The sequence below is a fragment of the Photobacterium sp. GB-50 genome (assembly GCF_003026755.1).
GTDB lineage: Bacteria > Pseudomonadota > Gammaproteobacteria > Enterobacterales > Vibrionaceae > Photobacterium.
Genome location: NZ_PYNX01000003.1, coordinates 120,304 through 138,156 on the forward strand (window position 1 = coordinate 120,304; position 17,853 = coordinate 138,156).

The window sequence follows — 17,853 nt, forward strand, 5'->3', positions numbered from 1 at the left end:
GAAGTGTAAATAATGTGCAATATTTTGTTGTAAAAATGTCCACACTATCGGTTGCGCCACGGCAAAACGGCAGTACACTAGCGCCTACTTTTGATGATATCTGTTACTGATTTCGTTTATTTCCAAAGATGACACTGCAAGTACCGAGGGTTTTGTGTTTAAAAAAGCGTTATTGCCATTATTGGTTATGTTCACCGCTGTTACTGATGCTCAAGCAGCTTATTCGTACTCAACTTACCCTCCTGCAGGTACACGAACCGTTGATGATGTAATGAAGCGTTACTCTCCTTTCGTTGAGCCAAGGATGAAACGTTATTTTGAACAAGCAGGTTTATCTTACCCTCCGAAAAATATTGCACTCTTTGCGATGAAAGAAGAGATGTCAGTAGAACTTTGGGCAGAAGAGAAAGGTAAGTGGTCTTACGTTAAGCGTTACAATATCGAGAAAATAAGCGGTAAAAAAGGACCTAAACTACGGGAAGGTGATAAACAAGTTCCTGAAGGTATTTATCGTGTTTCTTTATTGAATCCCAATAGTCGCTTTCACCTTTCGATGAAGCTAGATTACCCGAATGCTTTTGATCGTAAATACGCAAAATTAGAAGGCAGAACGTCTCCAGGTAGTAATATTTTCATTCATGGTAAACAAGCATCGACAGGCTGTTTAGCCATGGGCGATTATAGTATTGAAGAACTATTTTTACTCGCCCAAAGAACAGGGCTTGAGAATATTGAGGTGATTATTAGCCCACACGACCCGAAAAAAGGGAAGTTGCTGGCGTCAGTGAATCAACCGTTTTGGACCCAGATCCTTTATCGTAATATTGAACAACAAGCGAAAAAGTTTGGTCGCTAATTGGTGGACTGTTCTATTTAGTAAATGGCTTGTAAAGTAAATAATTACATTTGATTTGGCGCTTTTTAACCAGATACAACATGATGTCGCTAAAAATGTGAGTTAGCGCTAGTTAAGGGAATCACATTTTGTAATACTAATACTAGCCACTGATTTCAATGAAGGATAATTATTGAAATCGTACTGTTGCATAAAATGATTACAATAGAGTCAACTCATTATGCCAAAGCGAAGTAAAGAAGATACAGAGATAACCATTCAAACGATTATGGATGCTGTAATTGATCAAATTCTTACCTTAGGTTACGACAAAATGTCATACACCACGTTAAGTAATCAAACAGGGATCTCTCGTACCGGTATTAGCCATCATTTCCCAAAGAAACAAGACTTTGCGCATGCACTTGATGGGCGTATCTATCAGCTGTTTGTAGATAAGCTTGATTTAACAGACGATTTAGCAGCATTTTCTGCAAGCTGGTCAGTTGCGCTTGATGATGAAAAATTCCGTGCAATTTTACGCTTACTCTTCCATCATATTTCTTCTGCAGAAACATCACATGAGTTTGCCCACCGTGGAATTGAACGCTTATTTACTCTTTGTGAGCAGCGTTATGGTCAGCAAAGTATTGATGAATTAGAACGCTTATTAGGGCGCTCGTTGATTCGTTTAGCTCGATAGATCATTATTTGGGTATTTGTTTAATCAATACTATGATGTGATCCCATATTAAACCCGCTTGACAGTGGGTTTTTTTATATCTTTAGTAATAACAATAACGCAATAAGAGTATGCTGTTATTATTCGCATTATCTGAATAATATTCATACAGTTTATCGATAAAGCAAGATGGCTCTATACATAAAAAATTGTTTTGTTTTAGAGTTATTGCTCTAGAATAAAAAAGCATTAAGAAAAACTGGTATCAAAGGGTTACCTTATGAGAATAAAACCATTTATGGTTAAACCACTGGCTATCGCTTTGCTAGCGATCACACCGAGTATTTATGCATCACCCATTGCGTTTAGTGATGCGTGGCATACTGTCGTGACGAAGAATGATGGTTTGGCGGCCGGACGTTCAAGTGTTGAGCAAGCAGAGTACATGCAAGATGCGGCAAGTGACTTATATTTGCCAACTGTGACGATTGGTGCAAATTACACCCGTTTGGATCAAGATGTAAAACTGTCACCTTCAGATTTATTTGGCAGTATGCCTGCATCATCCACAGCAGCGGGGCAAGAATTAACAAAAATTATTGCCGAGCTTACTAAAGTGACAGGCCTAGACCTTAATTCTGCACTAACGTCAACGATTGCAGATCGTGATGTGCTAACCAGTTCTGTTCGTGCTATTTGGCCTATTTTCACTGGTGGTCGTATTAGTGCGGCACAAGATATTGCTAAAGGACAAACAGAAGAAGCGAAATACATGCTTGCCATGATGCAACAGGCTAAATTTGAAGATTTATCCCGCTTTTACTTTGGTGTTGTTTTAGCAAAAAATGTTGTCGAAACACGTAAAGAGGTTGAAGCAGGGCTAAAACGTCATTACGAACATGCGCTTAAACTAGAGCAGCAAGGTCAAATTGCAAAAGTTGAACGTCTACAAGCAGAAGCGGCTTACGATAAAGCAAAAGTTGACGCACAAAAATCAGTGCGTGATTTAGAAATTGCGCAAGTTGCGCTAACAAGACTACTGCAGCAATCGAGTACCACTGTACCTACTACTAATTTGTTTATTAATAGTTCTTTACCGCCCATGTCGGCGTTTATAAATAAAACGTTAGCAAGTTACCCTGGTTTACATATTTTGGATGCTAAGCGTAAACAGGCTGATGGCTTAATTGATGTAGAGAAAGGCAAGTATTATCCAGAAGTCTATTTGTACGGTGATTATAACCTTTACGAAAGCGACTCTCTTGCCGCTAAAATGGCACCTGATTGGGCGGTAGGTATTGGTGTTAGTGTTCCGCTTCTCGACAGCTCTGGCCGTTCAGGTAAGGTAAAAGCGGCGCATTCGATGGTGACACAAGTGAATCATTTACGTGCGCAAGCTGAGCAAGATCTGACTGTGTTAGTTGAGAAAACCTATCGAGAAGCTAATCAAGCAGTCGAAGAATATAACGGTTTACAATCGAGTCTTGCATTAGCAAAAGAAAATATTCGTCTACGAGAAAAAGCGTTTAGCCAAGGGTTATCAACGTCACTGGATGTGGTTGACGCTGAACTGTATTTATCCGCCGTTAAAACCCAGCGACTTGCTGCGGCCTATCAATATGTTATGTGTTTAACTCGTTTACTTGCGGTAAGCGGTGAAATGAACACCTTTAATAATTATCAGAAATATCAAGGTATAGAGGTTTAATTGTTATGAGTAAGTTGAAGTCTATAGCAGTAGCGGTTCCTGTAATTGCTGTTGTGGGTTGGTTGGGTTACACCTTCTGGCATGCTTACCAGCCTCAACCTGAACGTATGCAAGGTCAGATTGAAGCGCAGCAATATAATATTTCCTCAAAAGTACCGGGGCGTATTGATCAAGTACTTGTTCGTAAAGGCGATGAAGTTAAACCGGGACAACTTATTTTTACCATTTTAAGTCCGGAAATTGATGCCAAGTTAGAACAAGCGAAAGCAGGTGAGCAAGCGGCTGGTGCGTTGGCAGAAGAAGCGGAAAAAGGCGCGCGACGTCAGCAAATTGCAGCTGCGGAAGATCAGTGGCGTAAAGCGACGGCGGCGGCGAAATTGATGAAAACGACTTATGTCCGTGTCAATAACCTTTATAAAGATGGCGTGATTGCAGAGCAAAAACGCGATGAAGCTTTCACACAATGGCAAGCGGCACAATATACCGAAAGTGCAGCATACCAGATGTATGAGATGGCCAAAGAAGGTGCACGCGTAGAAACGAAGCGTGCAGCACAAGAGAAAGTGAAAATGGCTGCAGGAGCAGTGGCCGAAGTAGAAGCGTATGTTGCTGATACCAAGATCTCTAGTTGGCACCAAGGGGAAGTTTCACAAGTGCTGCTGCATGATGGTGAACTAGCACCACAAGGTTTTCCTGTGGTGAATATTATTGATATTAACGATGCGTGGGCTGTCTTTAATGTGCGAGAAGATAAGCTAAAAGATTACCAAGAAGGTAAAGAGTTTAACGTAACCATTCCTGCATTAGGTGATAAAACCTATTCATTTAAAGTAACACACGTTGCGGTAATGGGTGATTTTGCTACGTGGCGTGCAACAGACACGGCGAAAGGTTTTGATATGCGTACGTTTGAAGTGGAAGCACGTCCAACACAACCAATTGATGGCTTGCGCGTAGGCATGAGCGTGATTGTAGAGCAGTAATATGAATAGCTTTCAGTATGTGAAGCAAGAATGGCGAAACATATGGAAAGATGGCTGGTTACGAGCATTAACACTGTGGTTACCTGCGGTGCTATTTCTCACTATGTGGGCTATTTTTTCTACGGGTATAGCGCATAACTTACCTGTTGGTGTTGTCGACCTTGATCATAGCCAGTTGTCTCGTCATTTTACTCGTTATGTGGATGCCAGCCCGACAATGGCTGTTACACGTCAATTCACGAGCCCAGATCAGGGCAGTGAAGCGATGCGAGCCAATGAAATCTATGCCATGGTGGTGATCCCAGATAATTTTGAAAAAGACACCAAGCTTGGTTTTTCGCCACAGATCACCACGTTTTATAATGGACAATTTATTTTAATAGGTAAATTGATCAACTCTGCAATGCTGCTGGCTGAAGGCACATTCAATGCAGGGGTTGAAACCGTTAAGAATATGGCGACAGGGGCACCAGTGCCGTTGCAAGCGATGGGGCAAGCGGTGCCTATTCGTGGGCAAATTACACCGTTATTTAACAGTAATAGCCATTATGGACAGTTTTTGGTTTCTGCCATTATCCCGTCTATCTGGCAGATCTTGATTGTGGCCACAACGGTATTAGCTATTGCCTATGAAGCGAGAACACAAGGACTATGGAAGTGGTTACAAACGTCACCTGTTTCTAAGTTACTGGGTAAATTAGCTGCTTATACTGGGTTATTTTTGATCCAAGGCTTGCTGTTCTTGTGGTGGATGTACGTAGCATTGGATTGGCCGATGCATGGTGATTGGCATATCTTGATTGTCGCGCAATTGTTAATGGTGCTGGCGTGTCAAAGTATGGGGGCTTTTATCTATTTCCTTGCGATGGAAGTACCACGTGCCATGAGTTTTGCCGCGGCATTTACAGCCCCTGCCTTTGCCTTTATGGGGATCACTTTCCCTGCCACTGATATGCCTGTAATTGCCAAAATGTGGCGTAGCTTACTACCTGTAAGTCATTATATTGAAGTGCAATTACAGCAAGTTGATTATGGGACGGGGTGGTATCAGGCATCTCATCAATTGTTTGTTTTGTCGTGTTTTATGGTTGCAATGGTATTAGCAGTGATGTTGATGTTATTCCATCGCCGTAAAGCATTAAGTGGCGATGCTGTAAAAGGGGATGCCTAGATGAGCTGGTTAAATTTATTTAAGCATGAACTAAAAGCCATTTTTACGAATGTTTCTTTGGTGTTTACAGTATTTGGCGGCGTAGTTTTTTACTCGTTCTTATATCCGCTACCTTATAGCAATGAGATCCCTCGCGATCAGAAGGTTGCCGTGGTTGATCTTGATCAAACCCAGATGAGTCGTGAATTGATCCGTATGGCTGATGCCACACCCCAGGTTCATATTACTCAGCACTTAGGTAGTATTGATGCGGCAAAACAAGCGTTACTTGATCGTCAAGTAGAAGGGATTTTAGTGATCCCCCATGATTTCTACAAAGACGTGATGTTAGGGACTAGCCCAACACTGGCATATGCAGGTAATGCGGCATTGTTCTTGGTATACGGTACCATTGTGGAAGGATTAAGCGCTGCAGGCACTGATTTAGGTGTAAAGGCGAAGATAAACCATCTTGTTTTAAAGGGGGATAACTTCGTTCAAGCGACCGAACAGTACAGTGCAATGAAGTTAAACATGCGTCCAGTGTTTAATGTCACGATGGGCTACATTAACTATGTTGTTCCTGCTGTTTTTGTATTGATCTTACATCAGACATTGTTAATTGGTGTCGGTATGGTCGGTGCATCAGAAAATGAAGCGCGGGCGGCAGGTAAAAGTGGTTATTGGTCTGAATATCCAGTATGGATGATTATGGCGGTAAGGGCGTTTATCTTTGTCGTGATTTATTTGGTTTTAGCCGCGTACTATTTCGGTTTTACCTTCACCTATTATGGAGTAAATCGACTGGCGTCTATTCCTGATCTTTTTGCCATGACGATTGCCTTTTTGTTAGCGGTAATCATGTTGGGAATGGTATTAGGACAGTTGATTCCACGTTCTGAGTTAGTCACGCTGGTGGTGTTATTAAGCTCATTACCTTTAGTGTTTACCGCAGGCTTTATTTGGCCAACCTCTGAATTGCCAACATTACTACGAGAGTTAACCCAGTTAGCACCGTCAACGGCTGCTATTAATGGTTTTCTTGGTTTAAATCAGATGGGCGCAAGCTTTGCTCAAATGATTGGTTGGTGGCAGCAATTATGGTTACAAGCATTAGGTTTTGGTGCTTTAGCATTTTGGTTAATGTCACGAGCACGAAAGGCAAGTCGTTAAGCCAATAATAATTCAGCAGAAACAAAAAAGGTCACCATTAGGTGACCTTTTTTATATCAACAGCAAACTAAATATTAGTCAGCCATTTCTGCATTGTGGTAAACGTTTTGTACGTCATCACAATCATTCAATGCATCAAGGAATTTCTCGAACATTGCGATGTCGTCGCCAGCCAATTCAGTCATTGTCTGTGGAACGAAAGAAATTTCTTCAACATCTAATGTTACTTCTGGCATTGTTGCTGCAAGTGCATTTTTAATTTTGAAGAATTCTGTGTGAGGAGCGTAAACAGTGATCACGCCATCTTCACATGTGATGTCAGTCACATCAGCATCTTCCATCATTAGATTCTCAAGAACAGCTTCTTCATCTGTGCCTTTGAATTCAAATACTGCTTGGTGTTCAAACATGTGGCCAACAGTACCTGGGCTACCAATTTTTGCATTGTTTTTAACGAATGCTTGGCGAACGTCCATGAAAGTACGGTTGTTGTTGTCAGTTAGACAGTCAACGATAACCATGCAGTTGCCAGGACCAAAACCTTCGTAACGTGCTGTTGAGTAATCTTCACCGCCGCCACCTTTAGCCTTATCAATTGCTTTTTCGATAACGTGGCTTGGCACCTGATCTTTCTTCGCTTTTTCAATAAGACGGCGAAGTGCTAGGTTAGCATCTGGATCAGGGCTACCGTTCTTAGCACAAACGTAGATCTCTTTACCGTACTTTGAGTAAACTTTGATCTTAGCGCCTTGGGTTTTTGCCATAGACAATTTGCGTACTTCGAACTTTCTTCCCATGAGGAATCACTCTCTTTTACTATGTGTGACGGTCAATTTTGCAAGGATTTTACCAGTAACCCTCCTATTATTACTAGCGTGATCTGCTATTTAGCATAGAAAAGCGTCTTTTTTCTCACTTGATTGACGGTGAGGATCTCGGAAAAGTTACATCTTTTTTATTACTGTGATAATGCGTTGATCTTTAATTAACAAATTGAAACGCTATTTAAATGTTTATTAGACCGATAAATCCCATAGGGTAAGAAAGTTTCTTGATAGTAATTCAGTAAATATAAAGTGTTTAATATTAGGTTTCTTATATTGCGGTAATTAATTGAGTATTATTTTATATAATTCTCATCATGTAAGAATTTAATTTGCAGTATGGTTTTTTATTGGTTAAAAGTAATTATCATACAAAAAGAAGAAGCCAACACCGTGACAAATTCACTCAGTGCTAATGAAAAGCTGTTGCAAGTATTAATTCACATTGCAGCTTCACCTTTCCCTCTGCAAGCTCAGCAGTTAAGTGTCGAAATGAATATGCCTATTAGTAGTTTATACCGCTACTTAGCATTACTAAGAGATTGGAATTTAATCGAAGAAAATCACGGTCAGAATACATACAGTGCCGGGCCTGCGGCATTGCAATTACAACGTAATTTTCAGATTAACTCACCATTACCAGATGGTGTTCGACCGATATTGAAACGTTTGCAGCAACAAACGGGTGAGATGTCGGCATACATGGTGCCTGTTGGCTTTAATGCTTTGTGTGTCGATAGCATTGATAGTCCATACACTTTACGTTGTAGCTATGAAAAAGGGCAGAGCCAACCTCTTATCCGTGGTGCTTCATCAAAAGTTATTTTGGCGCATTTACCCCTTTCTCGCCAATTACGTATTTTGAAGCATTACGAGATCACAGAGAAAGAGCAATTAGACGCATGGTTAACAGAGCTTGATCTGATTAAACAAGATGGTTTTGCTATTAGTACGTCTGAAATTGACCAAGGTGTTTCTGGTGTGAGTGCGCCCGTTTTTATCGGTAATAAAGTGGCTGGCGCAGTGAGTGTCATGGCACCAGCTGAACGTATCAATAGCCGTAAAAATAAAATTGTTATGTGTGTCTTACAGGCTGCTCGCGCTTTACCACCACAACATTAAATTACAACGTTTTTGATCAAAGGAAGATAAACGTATGTTTGTAGATCATTTAAAAAAATTATTTAAAACTGATGATGTTAAGTCTCGTATTCCACATCGATCACATACGTTAATTTCTCCTTATATTGATCAACGAGAACAAGGGATTGTTTTACTCGGCATTATTTCTGATCTTAGTATTGGCTGGAATCGAGGTCGACAAGGGGCGAAGGAAGGACCAGCAAGTATTCGACGTATTCTTCCCAGTACACATTCGCATTCAAAGCTGCCCTTTTATGATGCTGGCGATATAGAACTGGTTGATGACGATACAAATTTCTCATCATTAAGTGATAAGCAAGCGCAAGTTGTACATGGTTTACTCCATTCTGGGCATTTCCCTATAGTGTTAGGGGGCGGTCATGAAATATCTATTGCAAGTTATCAAGCGTTATCTGATTTTGCCGATGATAAAGCAAAAATACATACCGAATGGCAAGTAGCTAAATCGATACCTGATAATGTTGTTGCTTTATCGGCGACGCAAGAAGATCCAACGATGAGTTATCAGCCTTGCCAAGCGCGTGTTGGGATCATCAATTTTGATGCACATTTTGAGTTGCGACCAACCTTGTCTGTTCGTTCTGGTTCGGCTTTTCATTCTGCATTATGTTATAGCAAGGAGCATCACCGAGATTTTCATTACCTTGGTTTAGGTATATGCGATCGTGCTAATTCACAAGCAATGTTTAAATTGGCTGAAGATTTGGGGTGTGAGTGGTTGCTTGATAACCAAATAACATCACGCAATAAAAAAGCAGTACAAACCAAAATTGATAAATATATCGATAGTGTTGACGTTATACAGTTAAGTATTGGGCTTGATGTATTTTCTGCATCTATTGCACCTGGTGTGAATATGACCCAAATGCAGGGGGTTGGTTTACCTATGGTCGAATGGGCAATTAAACATATTATGGCAAGCGGAAAAGTAAAGTTAGTTGATATCGCTGAGCTCAATCCTGAATATGATTATGCTAACCAAACCGCGAAATTAGCGGCAAAGTTGATTCAACTTATATCTCGATGCTTATAGTATAATAAGCCACCATATATAACAGATGGTGGCTTATTATTAATGATGTATGTCAACCATTAAACTCATCGTGATAGCTCATTACCATATTATTAATGTTATCCATTAAGGTATCGTATTTCTCATTATCTAAGTTGGCGAGAGATATACGAATGGACCATTGAGGAGCATCAAAACCAGCTCCTGGCATCACGATGATCGCATTTTCTTGAGCGAGTCGTACAACAAAATCTAGTGCGTTGTACGTTTTGGTTAACCACGTTAAGAATTTCTCACCATAAAGTTCATTAGCAATTCGTGCTATATCAATCTCAACATAATAAAACACGCCATTAGGATTATCTTCTGCAACCACTGGTGTACCTTTCATATGTTCCATTAAATGATGATAGCGGTCGCGAATGATATTTTTAGCGTCTTGTTTGTACTGCTGTTCATTGTCCATGAGTGAGAATACAGCAAAAAGTGACATTTGAATTTGCTGCGGTGTTGATAGCCCAGCAGTATGGTTTAAAGCTACTGCTCGACTATCTGAGACCAAGCGATCAATAAACTTCATACTATTTGGATCTAAATTAATATTTTTGTAGCGTTCAAACAGTGTATGTTTAACTTCATTTGATTGTTTTCTTAGTAACTCATCTAAAATATTATCAGGTTGGATACCGATAACACCTAAACGCCATCCTGTTGCACCAAAATATTTAGAGAATGAATAAACAAGTATCGTATTATGAGGAACGATCATTGCCAGTGAGGTAAAGTTATCGGCAAACGTGCCATAAACATCATCAGTGATAATAATAAGATCTGGACGTTGTTTAACAATATTTGCAATTTTAGTTAGCGTTTCATCACTCAATTTTACTGAGGGTGGATTGCTAGGGTTCGTTACAAAGAACGCTCTAATGTTTGGATCTAGTAATTTATTTAATTCAGTATCGGATATTTGCCAGATAAGATCCTCACTAGCTTCAATCTCAATACGGTTTAGCGCATAGTCTTCAAGATCCGGAATTTCTATATAAGGCGTAAATATCGGTGTTGCAATCGCAATACTATCACCAGCACATAATAAGCGATTACTTTTTAAGGTATTAAAGATATAAACAATCGCCGCAGTGCCGCCCTCAACAGCAAATAAATCAAATGGGCTTTGTGGCAAAGTATTTTGATTATCGCAAAGCGCACTACTTAAATATTGTTGTATAATGCATTCTGCGTGTTTAAGCATTCTATCTGGAACAGGGTAATCATCACCTAGTACCCCATTGGTCCATTCAAATACAATCTCGTCAGGATTAATCGCTTGATTCGTCTTAAGATAATCAATAGCATTGAGTAAAAATGTTAACCCATGATTATTTTGATTTTCTGTTTTAAAACAAAATTGTTGTAAACGTTGGAAGATGCCAAGCTTATCTGCTGTTCCGCCAAAGTTATCATAATTTTTAAATTTTAAGTTAGCTTCACTCAGTGCAAATAACCCTAATTGAAAAAAAGCCTCACGAGGTAAGGTTGCTACCCAATTAGGATTGCCACGACCAGCGTCTATTAGGGCAATGTCGGATTGCGATGAAGCCAATGTTAGTAGTGTGTTTTTAATTTCAAAAGGACTCAGTTGACTGAGTTTTTGTTCATCTAAGGCATTCATAATTTATATTATTGATCAGTTAGTTAAAGTTAGAAATAACTGGCTTATAAAGAGCCAGCAAAATATTTGTTATACACAGATGACTGTGAGTACGTGTATTGGAACACTATTACCTTTTTCTATCAAAGTGGAAAATCAGGGGTGGCTCTGCGACTACCAGCAATTAACGCTAAGGTTTAATTGGATTTTTCTTTTGTCAATTACAAGACCTAAAGATATTGATAAGGATAGTGAAATTAATGCGTAGGCTTTTAATTACTCCGTAACTACGTTCATAAATTCATGTTGAATAAATAGCTCATTTAAATTACACCTAAGGTTTAAAGTTATATAGCAACAAAAAAAAGAAGTTAAATATCATTAATATTGCGATAGATAATTTTTATACTGTATTCAGTGAATAATAAATAATATGAAAGTGTTTTATTTTTTATTAATATTTAAATAAATAATCTTGATAATTGTTAATAACGTTAAAGTGAAAATTTTGAGTGGCATGAATTGAAATTATTATATAGAGTCTATAATTAAGATAGAGAGCAATAACACTGTTATCGCTCTCTATCTATTTTTAGCTCTTCAGCATTTGCCAGTATTTTTGGTAAATATTGACAGCACTACCAACATCATTAGTAAACTCACCTTTATTTACTTCCTCATCTGTTGGGAAGATCATCGGATCGTTTTGTAATTCTTTAGGTAAGAATGACTTTGCTTGCTTATTTGGCGCAGGGAAACCGAGCTCTTCAACCAATTTTGCTTGGTTTTCTGGACGCATAAAGAAATCAATAAACTTAAAGGCTAAATCTTTATTTACGCTGCCTTCTGGCACAATAAAGTTATCCATCCACAGAATCGATCCTTCTTTAGGATAAACAAATTTTAGCTCTGGCATTTCTTGTTTTGCTAAATAAGCATTACCGTTCCATTGCATCCCGAGCATCGCTTCACCCGTCACATAAGGGACATGTGGTGCGTCTGAGTTATAGACAACAACGTTAGGACGTAAGTCGCGCAGTTTCTCGTATGCTTGTTTAATTTCAGCTTCGTTTGTGCTGTTAATGCTATGGCCCTGTGCTTTTAATGCCATACCAAATACATCACGAACATCGTCTAATAGCATGACTTGGCGTTGGAAATCAGTATTCCATAAATCATTCCAGCCCGTTACCTGATCGTTTTTAATACTATCTGAGTTATAAGAGATCCCTGTCACACCCCAAACATACGGAAGTGAGTAATCGTTTTTAGGATCAAATTGTTGGCCTAACAAACCAGGATAAACATCTTTTAAGTGATGCATTTTGGATTTGTCTATTTTGGCTAACATGCCTTCACGCGCCATCTTTTCAATAAAATAGGTTGAAGCAAAAACCACATCATAACCTTTGTTATCCAGCAGTTTTAATTTGGTATACATCGCTTCGTTATTATCGAAAGTCGAATAGTTGACGGTGACATTGTATTCTTTCTCAAATGCTTGAATTACATCTGTTGGCATATATTCAGCCCAGTTGTAAATATTAAGCACAGCATCATTTGCCGAAACATTAAATGCTGAAAGTGCGAATGCTAGTGTTGTCACCCCTTTAAAAACTTTTTTCATTTCTATTTCCCTAAATGACCAGGTAAGTCAGTGAGTAGCGGATAATAGAGTTAACATTAAGCATGTCAAAGTTAATCGGCGTGATATATGACCACTATCACAGTAATAAATCCCTTGTTGTTGCATTAATAGCGTGACATTATCCGCGCGATTTTTTCTCTGTTCTTATCTATAGGCAATTGGAATGTCCATGCGTAGTCAATATATTGATAGTTATTACCAAGCAACAATTAATGCATTACCTGAGCAACCAGCACTCGAACAACAGATAGAAGCTGATGTGTGTATTATTGGTGGGGGTATGACAGGTTTGAATGCTGCCATCGAATTACGTCAGAAAGGTTTTTCGGTTGTCGTTCTTGAATCTCAGCGTTTAGCATGGGGGGGATCTGGCCGTAATGGTGGGCAGTGTCTCGTTGGTTACTGTTTGGGGCTGCGTGAAGTCGATGAGACCTATGGCCCTGAATGGGGAAAACAATTATGGGATCTCTCTTGTGAGGCGGTTGATATTGCACGCGAGCGTATTGAAACATTCAACATCGACTGTGATTTTCAACAAGGCTATATCGAGCTGGCATTGAAAAAGAGCCAAGAAGAAGAATTAAAATCTTGGTATGACTTAAAGCAGACTCGTTATGATTACCCAAGTGCAAGCTGGTGGGAAAACGAACAAATTCAGCAAGTAGCGCATACCGATCGTTACCTTGGTGGGTTGTTTGATTCAAACAGCGCACATATGCACCCATTAAATTACACCTTAGGTTTAGCCAGTGCTGCAATGTCATTAGGTGCTTCGGTATTTGAAAATACCCCTGCGACTAAAATTGAAAAAGGCAATCCACATATTATTCATACCCCAAAAGGTCGTGTAAAAGCGAAACAAGTGTTATTGGCGTGTAATGCATATTTAGACGGGTTAAACCGTAAAGCACAAAGTGTCGTTTTGCCCGTTGCTTCTTATATTGCAGTAACAGAGCAATTAGGTGATCGTCAGCCTATTTCCAATATGATGGCAATGTCAGACTTAAATAACAGTCTTGATTATTACCGTCCGACACCTGATGGGCGTATTTTATTTGGCGGTGTAAATCACCCATTTAATGGTGAATACAGTGATTCAGCGGAGCGTCTACGTCAACGTATGATCACGGTATTCCCACAGCTAAAAGATGTGAAAATGGAGTACCACTGGGGCGGCTTATTTGCGGTCACTCGTTCTTACATGCCTCAAATTGATCACTTGGGGAATGATATTTATGTTGCTCATGGATACACTGGTCATGGCGTTGGTTTAACCAATATTGCAGGTAAAGTCATAGCAGAAGCAATGTCTGGTACAGCAGAGCGTTTTGATGTGTTTGCTAAGATCAAGCATGGCTGGATCCCAACACCTGAAGTGCTACGCAAGCCAGCATTAGCAATGGCGATTTGGAAAGCGAGAATTGAAGATTCGTTAGGAAAATAGCTGAAATTTACGGTGTAAACTGCATTATGTGCAAATAATTTTATTTTCTTACCGAACTATGACGACTTTTATGCAAAAAAAGTTACAATGACCTCTTACTTTCTAGTGAACAGGAAATATCATGATTGAACGTTTGGAAACGGGTGCTCGAATGAGCCGTATTGTAAAACATAACGGAACTATTTATCTGTGTGGTCAAGTTTGTGCTGATGCAACAAAAGATATTACAGAGCAAACACAGACAATGCTGGATAAAGTTGAAGCGTTATTACTACAAGCGGGAAGTGATAAAGAGCATATGCTTTCTGCAACGATTTATATTAAAGATATGAGTATGTTCGCAGAAATGAATGCAGTATGGGATAACTGGGTTCCTGAAGGTCATGCACCTGCGCGTGCTTGTGTGGAAGCGAGCATGGCACGTGATGCTTTATTGGTTGAAATATCAGTAGTTGCAGCTGAAAAATAAGATTATATAAAGATAGGGCGTTTTAGATTATAAACATCCTAATTAGGCTCAATAAAATGGCATCAGTGATGGCAATATTGAGCCTTTTTTATGTCTACTGCTAGCTCAGTAACTGTTCTAATGTTATTGGTGAAGAGGCAAGCCCTAATCGTTGCGCAGGAGTTAATCTGTATTTATCTTGGCGACAAAGGTTATGCCAAGCACGATAAATATCAAGCAAGGGTATTAATCCTGCTGGGCGAAGTTTACGTCTTGGTTCGTTGATCAGCTGGCTAAATTGGTCTTGAAAACGGTTTTGATAAGCTGAAATTGCACGATATGTTGCGTGTTCTAGCCATTGTTTATCTTTTGAGGTTTCTCCACCAAGATGGCAGATCCCTTTACTTGCGTTCTCTAAATGAGTAAAAGCCCACCTATCTTGCCACCAACCTAGTAGGACAATATCGACATTTTCAGGTTTATCGCCGTGTAGCCATTGTTCATCTTCAAGAACATAAACAGGATCAATTCGTTTCTTTTTAATATGATCAATAAAAACTGAAATACAGGCAGAGCGAAGTAGTGTTTCTTGAGGCATAAAAACCGCAAGATAGTCGCTATGTTGGAACATTTGCTTTAAATAAAGGTAGTGGCTATATACGGTGTATTGAGGGTGGATCAATGTTCCTTTTGTTGGGTAATTAATGAGCCTGCCATCAGTCAATGGATTTTCCATATTGGATCGACTAAAAATTTTCCTATAGGTTGTATCTACTCGCGCTAATATTCCTTGCGGGATAAATGTTTCTGTCAGCGTTTGATGTGGTGTAGAGAGCGCCATATAGCGAGCGTTATCTTGATAAGCATCATGGTGCTCTTGTGTTGATTCCACGGTTTCTTGTTGATAATTAATATGCTGAGCAACAACATACCCTGACTGCGCTTCTGCACTGGCAACCCATAGTACACCGTTCATACTTTTCTCTTGCAACGCTTTTATATTGGAAGCCAGTTGTACTTTATGTTGGTGCTTAAACAAGCGTTCATCAAACAGAGCAAGTTGGCGGCGACACCTTGCTGCGATGTGGTTTAATTGATCATAAAATGTTTTTGGATTTATCTCTAAGCGACGACAAATATCTCGCACGGGATAACCAGTAAATAATAACCCTAAGAGTTTTTGTTGTATAAGATGTTTATTATTACTACCAGACCAACGATCAACAAATGTTTGGTCGCATGCTTTACAACGATAACGTTGCCTGTCACCACTAAAGCCAAATGCGTGATATAAATGTCTATGTGTTAATGCTGAAAACACGTTATTTTCACAGGCGTTATTTGTGCATTTAGGAAGATCGCCGCTTTGTTGGGTTTGGTAACGTAGCGCTTCTTCTACAATATCTTGGTTATTCAATAAAGGAGGAAAAGCACCACATTCACGGCATACCAATATCGGACGATTTTTGTTTGCCTGTTGTAGCACATAGTCATTTGGATTATGTGAACCAAAGTTCTTACAACTCAATGTCTTACAGTGATTAAACTGATGGCCATTAAAAGCCAAAGGTAACTGCTCAATGGGGTTTGCTGTTGTAAGAGATGTCGACATAATCAAACCTTATTTTTGAGGGGTCTTAACAATGAGTATAAATATATTATCAAGGTTGTTACTAAGCAGGCGTGGGATTTGTGAGAAGGGGCTGAGTAAATAGTACTCAGCACTGTCAGAGAACAATACGTTTCAATAATATGTTACCTATGATTGTGTAAGACGCCACATTTTACATTATCGAGCTGGTTTCTATTAATTGAAGGTATTGATTAAACTAACATCCCTTTAGTTTTTATCTTTGTATAGAAATAAGCGGTCAACATATCGGGGAAGAATGCCTCCCGCTTATGGAGTATTTATAACGAAATTGCTGTTTCTAGTGCGATATTCATCATTTCATTAAATGACGTTTGACGATCTTCTGCACTGAGCTTTTCACCACGTTTGATATGATCAGAAACCGTTAAAATAGTCAGTGCTTTTGCACCTAACTCTGCAGCAACGCCGTAAATACCAGCGGCCTCCATATCTACGCCAAGGATACCGAGCTTTTCCATTTTATCGAAAAGATCGCTTTCTGGACTGTAGAATAAATCAGCAGAGAAAACATTACCGACACGAACAGGTACTTTCTGTGCTCGTGCTTGATTGACAGCAGTTTCTAATAAGTGATAATCCGCAATTGCTGCAAAGTCATGATCTGAGAAGCGAATACGGTTAACTTTCGAATCTGTTGAGGCGCCCATACCGATGATCACATCCATCAGTTTTACATCATCATGGACAGCGCCACAGCTACCAATACGGATAATATTTTTAACACCAAAGTCTTTAATTAATTCGTGGACATAAATAGAGCATGAAGGGATACCCATACCATGCCCCATAACTGAAATACGTTGACCTTTATAGGTACCAGTGTAGCCATACATACTACGTACGTCACAAACACGCTTAACATCATCTAGGTAAGTTTCAGCAATATACTGAGCACGTAGAGGATCACCAGGCATTAGTACTGTTTCTGCAAAATCGCCAAGCTCTGCGTTAATATGTGGGGTAGCCATATATTGCTCCTAGATTTTAATAATTAACAAAGGTTATTGTTGCGTTTCAATGGAAGCAGTTTATGAGAGCAGGATGATTATTCTCGCGATCAATATCACATAATTTAGGCTGTTTTAGATAAAATAGTAAGTTGTTTACTAATTCTGTTGAAAAAGAGAGGGTGGACTTCTTTTTTGATAGTTGATTACGCAAATTTTGCCGTAAGAAAACCCAAATGATTATGATGCATGGCTATTTTGATCACTTTTGTTTTTAGGTAAAATGAATCAATATAATTAAAGCGAGCATAATTGATGTATAACCTTACGTTACTGTCTGATGGTGAAAGAACACGTATTGAATTAGATAAGCAGGCAGCTTATACCGTATGGAAAGTAAAAAACGGTAAGGTTGGCTATGAGGCATTTGCTGAACTTATTAACAATATTGACGATGATGATGAGCGAGATTTCTGTGAGAAATCAGTGACCAAATATAAACATCAAATGGGTGTTAATTAACGGTT

At 39.3% G+C, this 17,853-nt stretch carries 16 protein-coding genes; 11 read left to right on the forward strand and 5 right to left on the reverse strand.

All coding sequences use genetic code 11. The features are described from left to right. The first annotated feature begins 154 nt into the window (after nucleotides 1-154). The 6 genes from C9J41_RS05605 (at nucleotide 155) to C9J41_RS05630 (ending at nucleotide 6,531) form a co-directional block, all read left to right on the forward strand. Nucleotides 155-856 (forward strand): murein L,D-transpeptidase family protein, encoded by a 702-nt coding sequence (locus tag C9J41_RS05605; protein ID WP_107294323.1) that lies wholly within the window; start codon nucleotides 155-157, stop codon nucleotides 854-856. A gap of 220 nt (nucleotides 857-1,076) precedes the next feature. Next, nucleotides 1,077-1,538 (forward strand): TetR/AcrR family transcriptional regulator, encoded by a 462-nt coding sequence (locus tag C9J41_RS05610; RefSeq protein WP_045083083.1) that lies wholly within the window; start codon nucleotides 1,077-1,079, stop codon nucleotides 1,536-1,538. 259 nt (nucleotides 1,539-1,797) lie between these two features. Next, nucleotides 1,798-3,225 (forward strand): TolC family protein, encoded by a 1,428-nt coding sequence (locus C9J41_RS05615; RefSeq protein WP_107207335.1) that lies wholly within the window; start codon nucleotides 1,798-1,800, stop codon nucleotides 3,223-3,225. Nucleotides 3,226-3,230: 5 nt separating this feature from the next. After that, nucleotides 3,231-4,208, forward strand: coding sequence for an HlyD family secretion protein (locus C9J41_RS05620; protein WP_107207334.1), 978 nt, complete (start codon nucleotides 3,231-3,233; stop codon nucleotides 4,206-4,208). Nucleotide 4,209: 1 nt separating this feature from the next. Continuing rightward, nucleotides 4,210-5,379: an ABC transporter permease gene (locus C9J41_RS05625; RefSeq protein ID WP_107207333.1), complete on the forward strand. Its 1,170-nt coding sequence runs from the start codon at nucleotides 4,210-4,212 to the stop codon at nucleotides 5,377-5,379. Beyond that, nucleotides 5,380-6,531, forward strand: a complete 1,152-nt coding sequence (locus C9J41_RS05630) for an ABC transporter permease (RefSeq protein ID WP_107246464.1) — start codon at nucleotides 5,380-5,382, stop codon at nucleotides 6,529-6,531. 74 nt (nucleotides 6,532-6,605) lie between these two features. Here the strand turns inward: C9J41_RS05630 and C9J41_RS05635 are convergent, their stop codons facing one another. After that, nucleotides 6,606-7,328 carry a YebC/PmpR family DNA-binding transcriptional regulator gene (locus tag C9J41_RS05635; RefSeq protein WP_005366395.1) on the reverse strand — a complete coding sequence of 241 codons (723 nt, stop codon included), beginning with the start codon at nucleotides 7,326-7,328 and terminating at the stop codon, nucleotides 6,606-6,608. Nucleotides 7,329-7,694: 366 nt separating this feature from the next. On the opposite strand from C9J41_RS05635, the gene C9J41_RS05640 reads away from it, so the two are divergent. Both C9J41_RS05640 and C9J41_RS05645 read left to right on the forward strand, forming a co-directional pair. Then, nucleotides 7,695-8,477: an IclR family transcriptional regulator gene (locus C9J41_RS05640; RefSeq protein ID WP_107207331.1), complete on the forward strand. Its 783-nt coding sequence runs from the start codon at nucleotides 7,695-7,697 to the stop codon at nucleotides 8,475-8,477. Nucleotides 8,478-8,511: 34 nt separating this feature from the next. Beyond that, on the forward strand, nucleotides 8,512-9,552 hold the full coding sequence (locus C9J41_RS05645; RefSeq protein ID WP_107261308.1) for an arginase family protein: 1,041 nt from the start codon (nucleotides 8,512-8,514) through the stop codon (nucleotides 9,550-9,552). Nucleotides 9,553-9,604: 52 nt separating this feature from the next. Here the strand turns inward: C9J41_RS05645 and C9J41_RS05650 are convergent, their stop codons facing one another. Together C9J41_RS05650 and C9J41_RS05655 are read right to left on the reverse strand one after the other, a co-directional pair. Then, nucleotides 9,605-11,206: a bifunctional aspartate transaminase/aspartate 4-decarboxylase gene (locus tag C9J41_RS05650; RefSeq protein ID WP_107261305.1), complete on the reverse strand. Its 1,602-nt coding sequence runs from the start codon at nucleotides 11,204-11,206 to the stop codon at nucleotides 9,605-9,607. Between the two features lie 571 nt (nucleotides 11,207-11,777). Beyond that, a complete protein-coding gene (locus C9J41_RS05655) occupies nucleotides 11,778-12,812 on the reverse strand; it encodes a PotD/PotF family extracellular solute-binding protein (protein WP_107206798.1) in 1,035 nt (344 codons plus the stop codon). Nucleotides 12,813-13,002: 190 nt separating this feature from the next. Between C9J41_RS05655 and C9J41_RS05660 the strand changes: the two genes are divergently transcribed. Beyond that, nucleotides 13,003-14,277 (forward strand): NAD(P)/FAD-dependent oxidoreductase, encoded by a 1,275-nt coding sequence (locus C9J41_RS05660; protein ID WP_369917484.1) that lies wholly within the window; start codon nucleotides 13,003-13,005, stop codon nucleotides 14,275-14,277. 121 nt (nucleotides 14,278-14,398) lie between these two features. Further along, entirely contained in the window at nucleotides 14,399-14,746 is a 348-nt protein-coding gene (locus tag C9J41_RS05665) for a RidA family protein (protein ID WP_005366374.1), read from the forward strand. A gap of 100 nt (nucleotides 14,747-14,846) precedes the next feature. On the opposite strand, the gene C9J41_RS05670 is transcribed toward C9J41_RS05665, so the two are convergent. Together C9J41_RS05670 and deoD are read right to left on the reverse strand one after the other, a co-directional pair. Beyond that, nucleotides 14,847-16,337 (reverse strand): lactate dehydrogenase, encoded by a 1,491-nt coding sequence (locus C9J41_RS05670; RefSeq protein WP_107290642.1) that lies wholly within the window; start codon nucleotides 16,335-16,337, stop codon nucleotides 14,847-14,849. A 299-nt stretch (nucleotides 16,338-16,636) separates the two neighbouring features. Beyond that, nucleotides 16,637-17,347, reverse strand: a complete 711-nt coding sequence (gene deoD, locus C9J41_RS05675) for a purine-nucleoside phosphorylase (RefSeq protein ID WP_107206794.1) — start codon at nucleotides 17,345-17,347, stop codon at nucleotides 16,637-16,639. Nucleotides 17,348-17,641: 294 nt separating this feature from the next. Here deoD and C9J41_RS05680 point away from each other — a divergent pair, with 294 nt between their 5' ends. Beyond that, nucleotides 17,642-17,848, forward strand: a complete 207-nt coding sequence (locus tag C9J41_RS05680) for a DUF3283 family protein (protein ID WP_045083072.1) — start codon at nucleotides 17,642-17,644, stop codon at nucleotides 17,846-17,848. Nucleotides 17,849-17,853 lie beyond the last annotated feature (5 nt).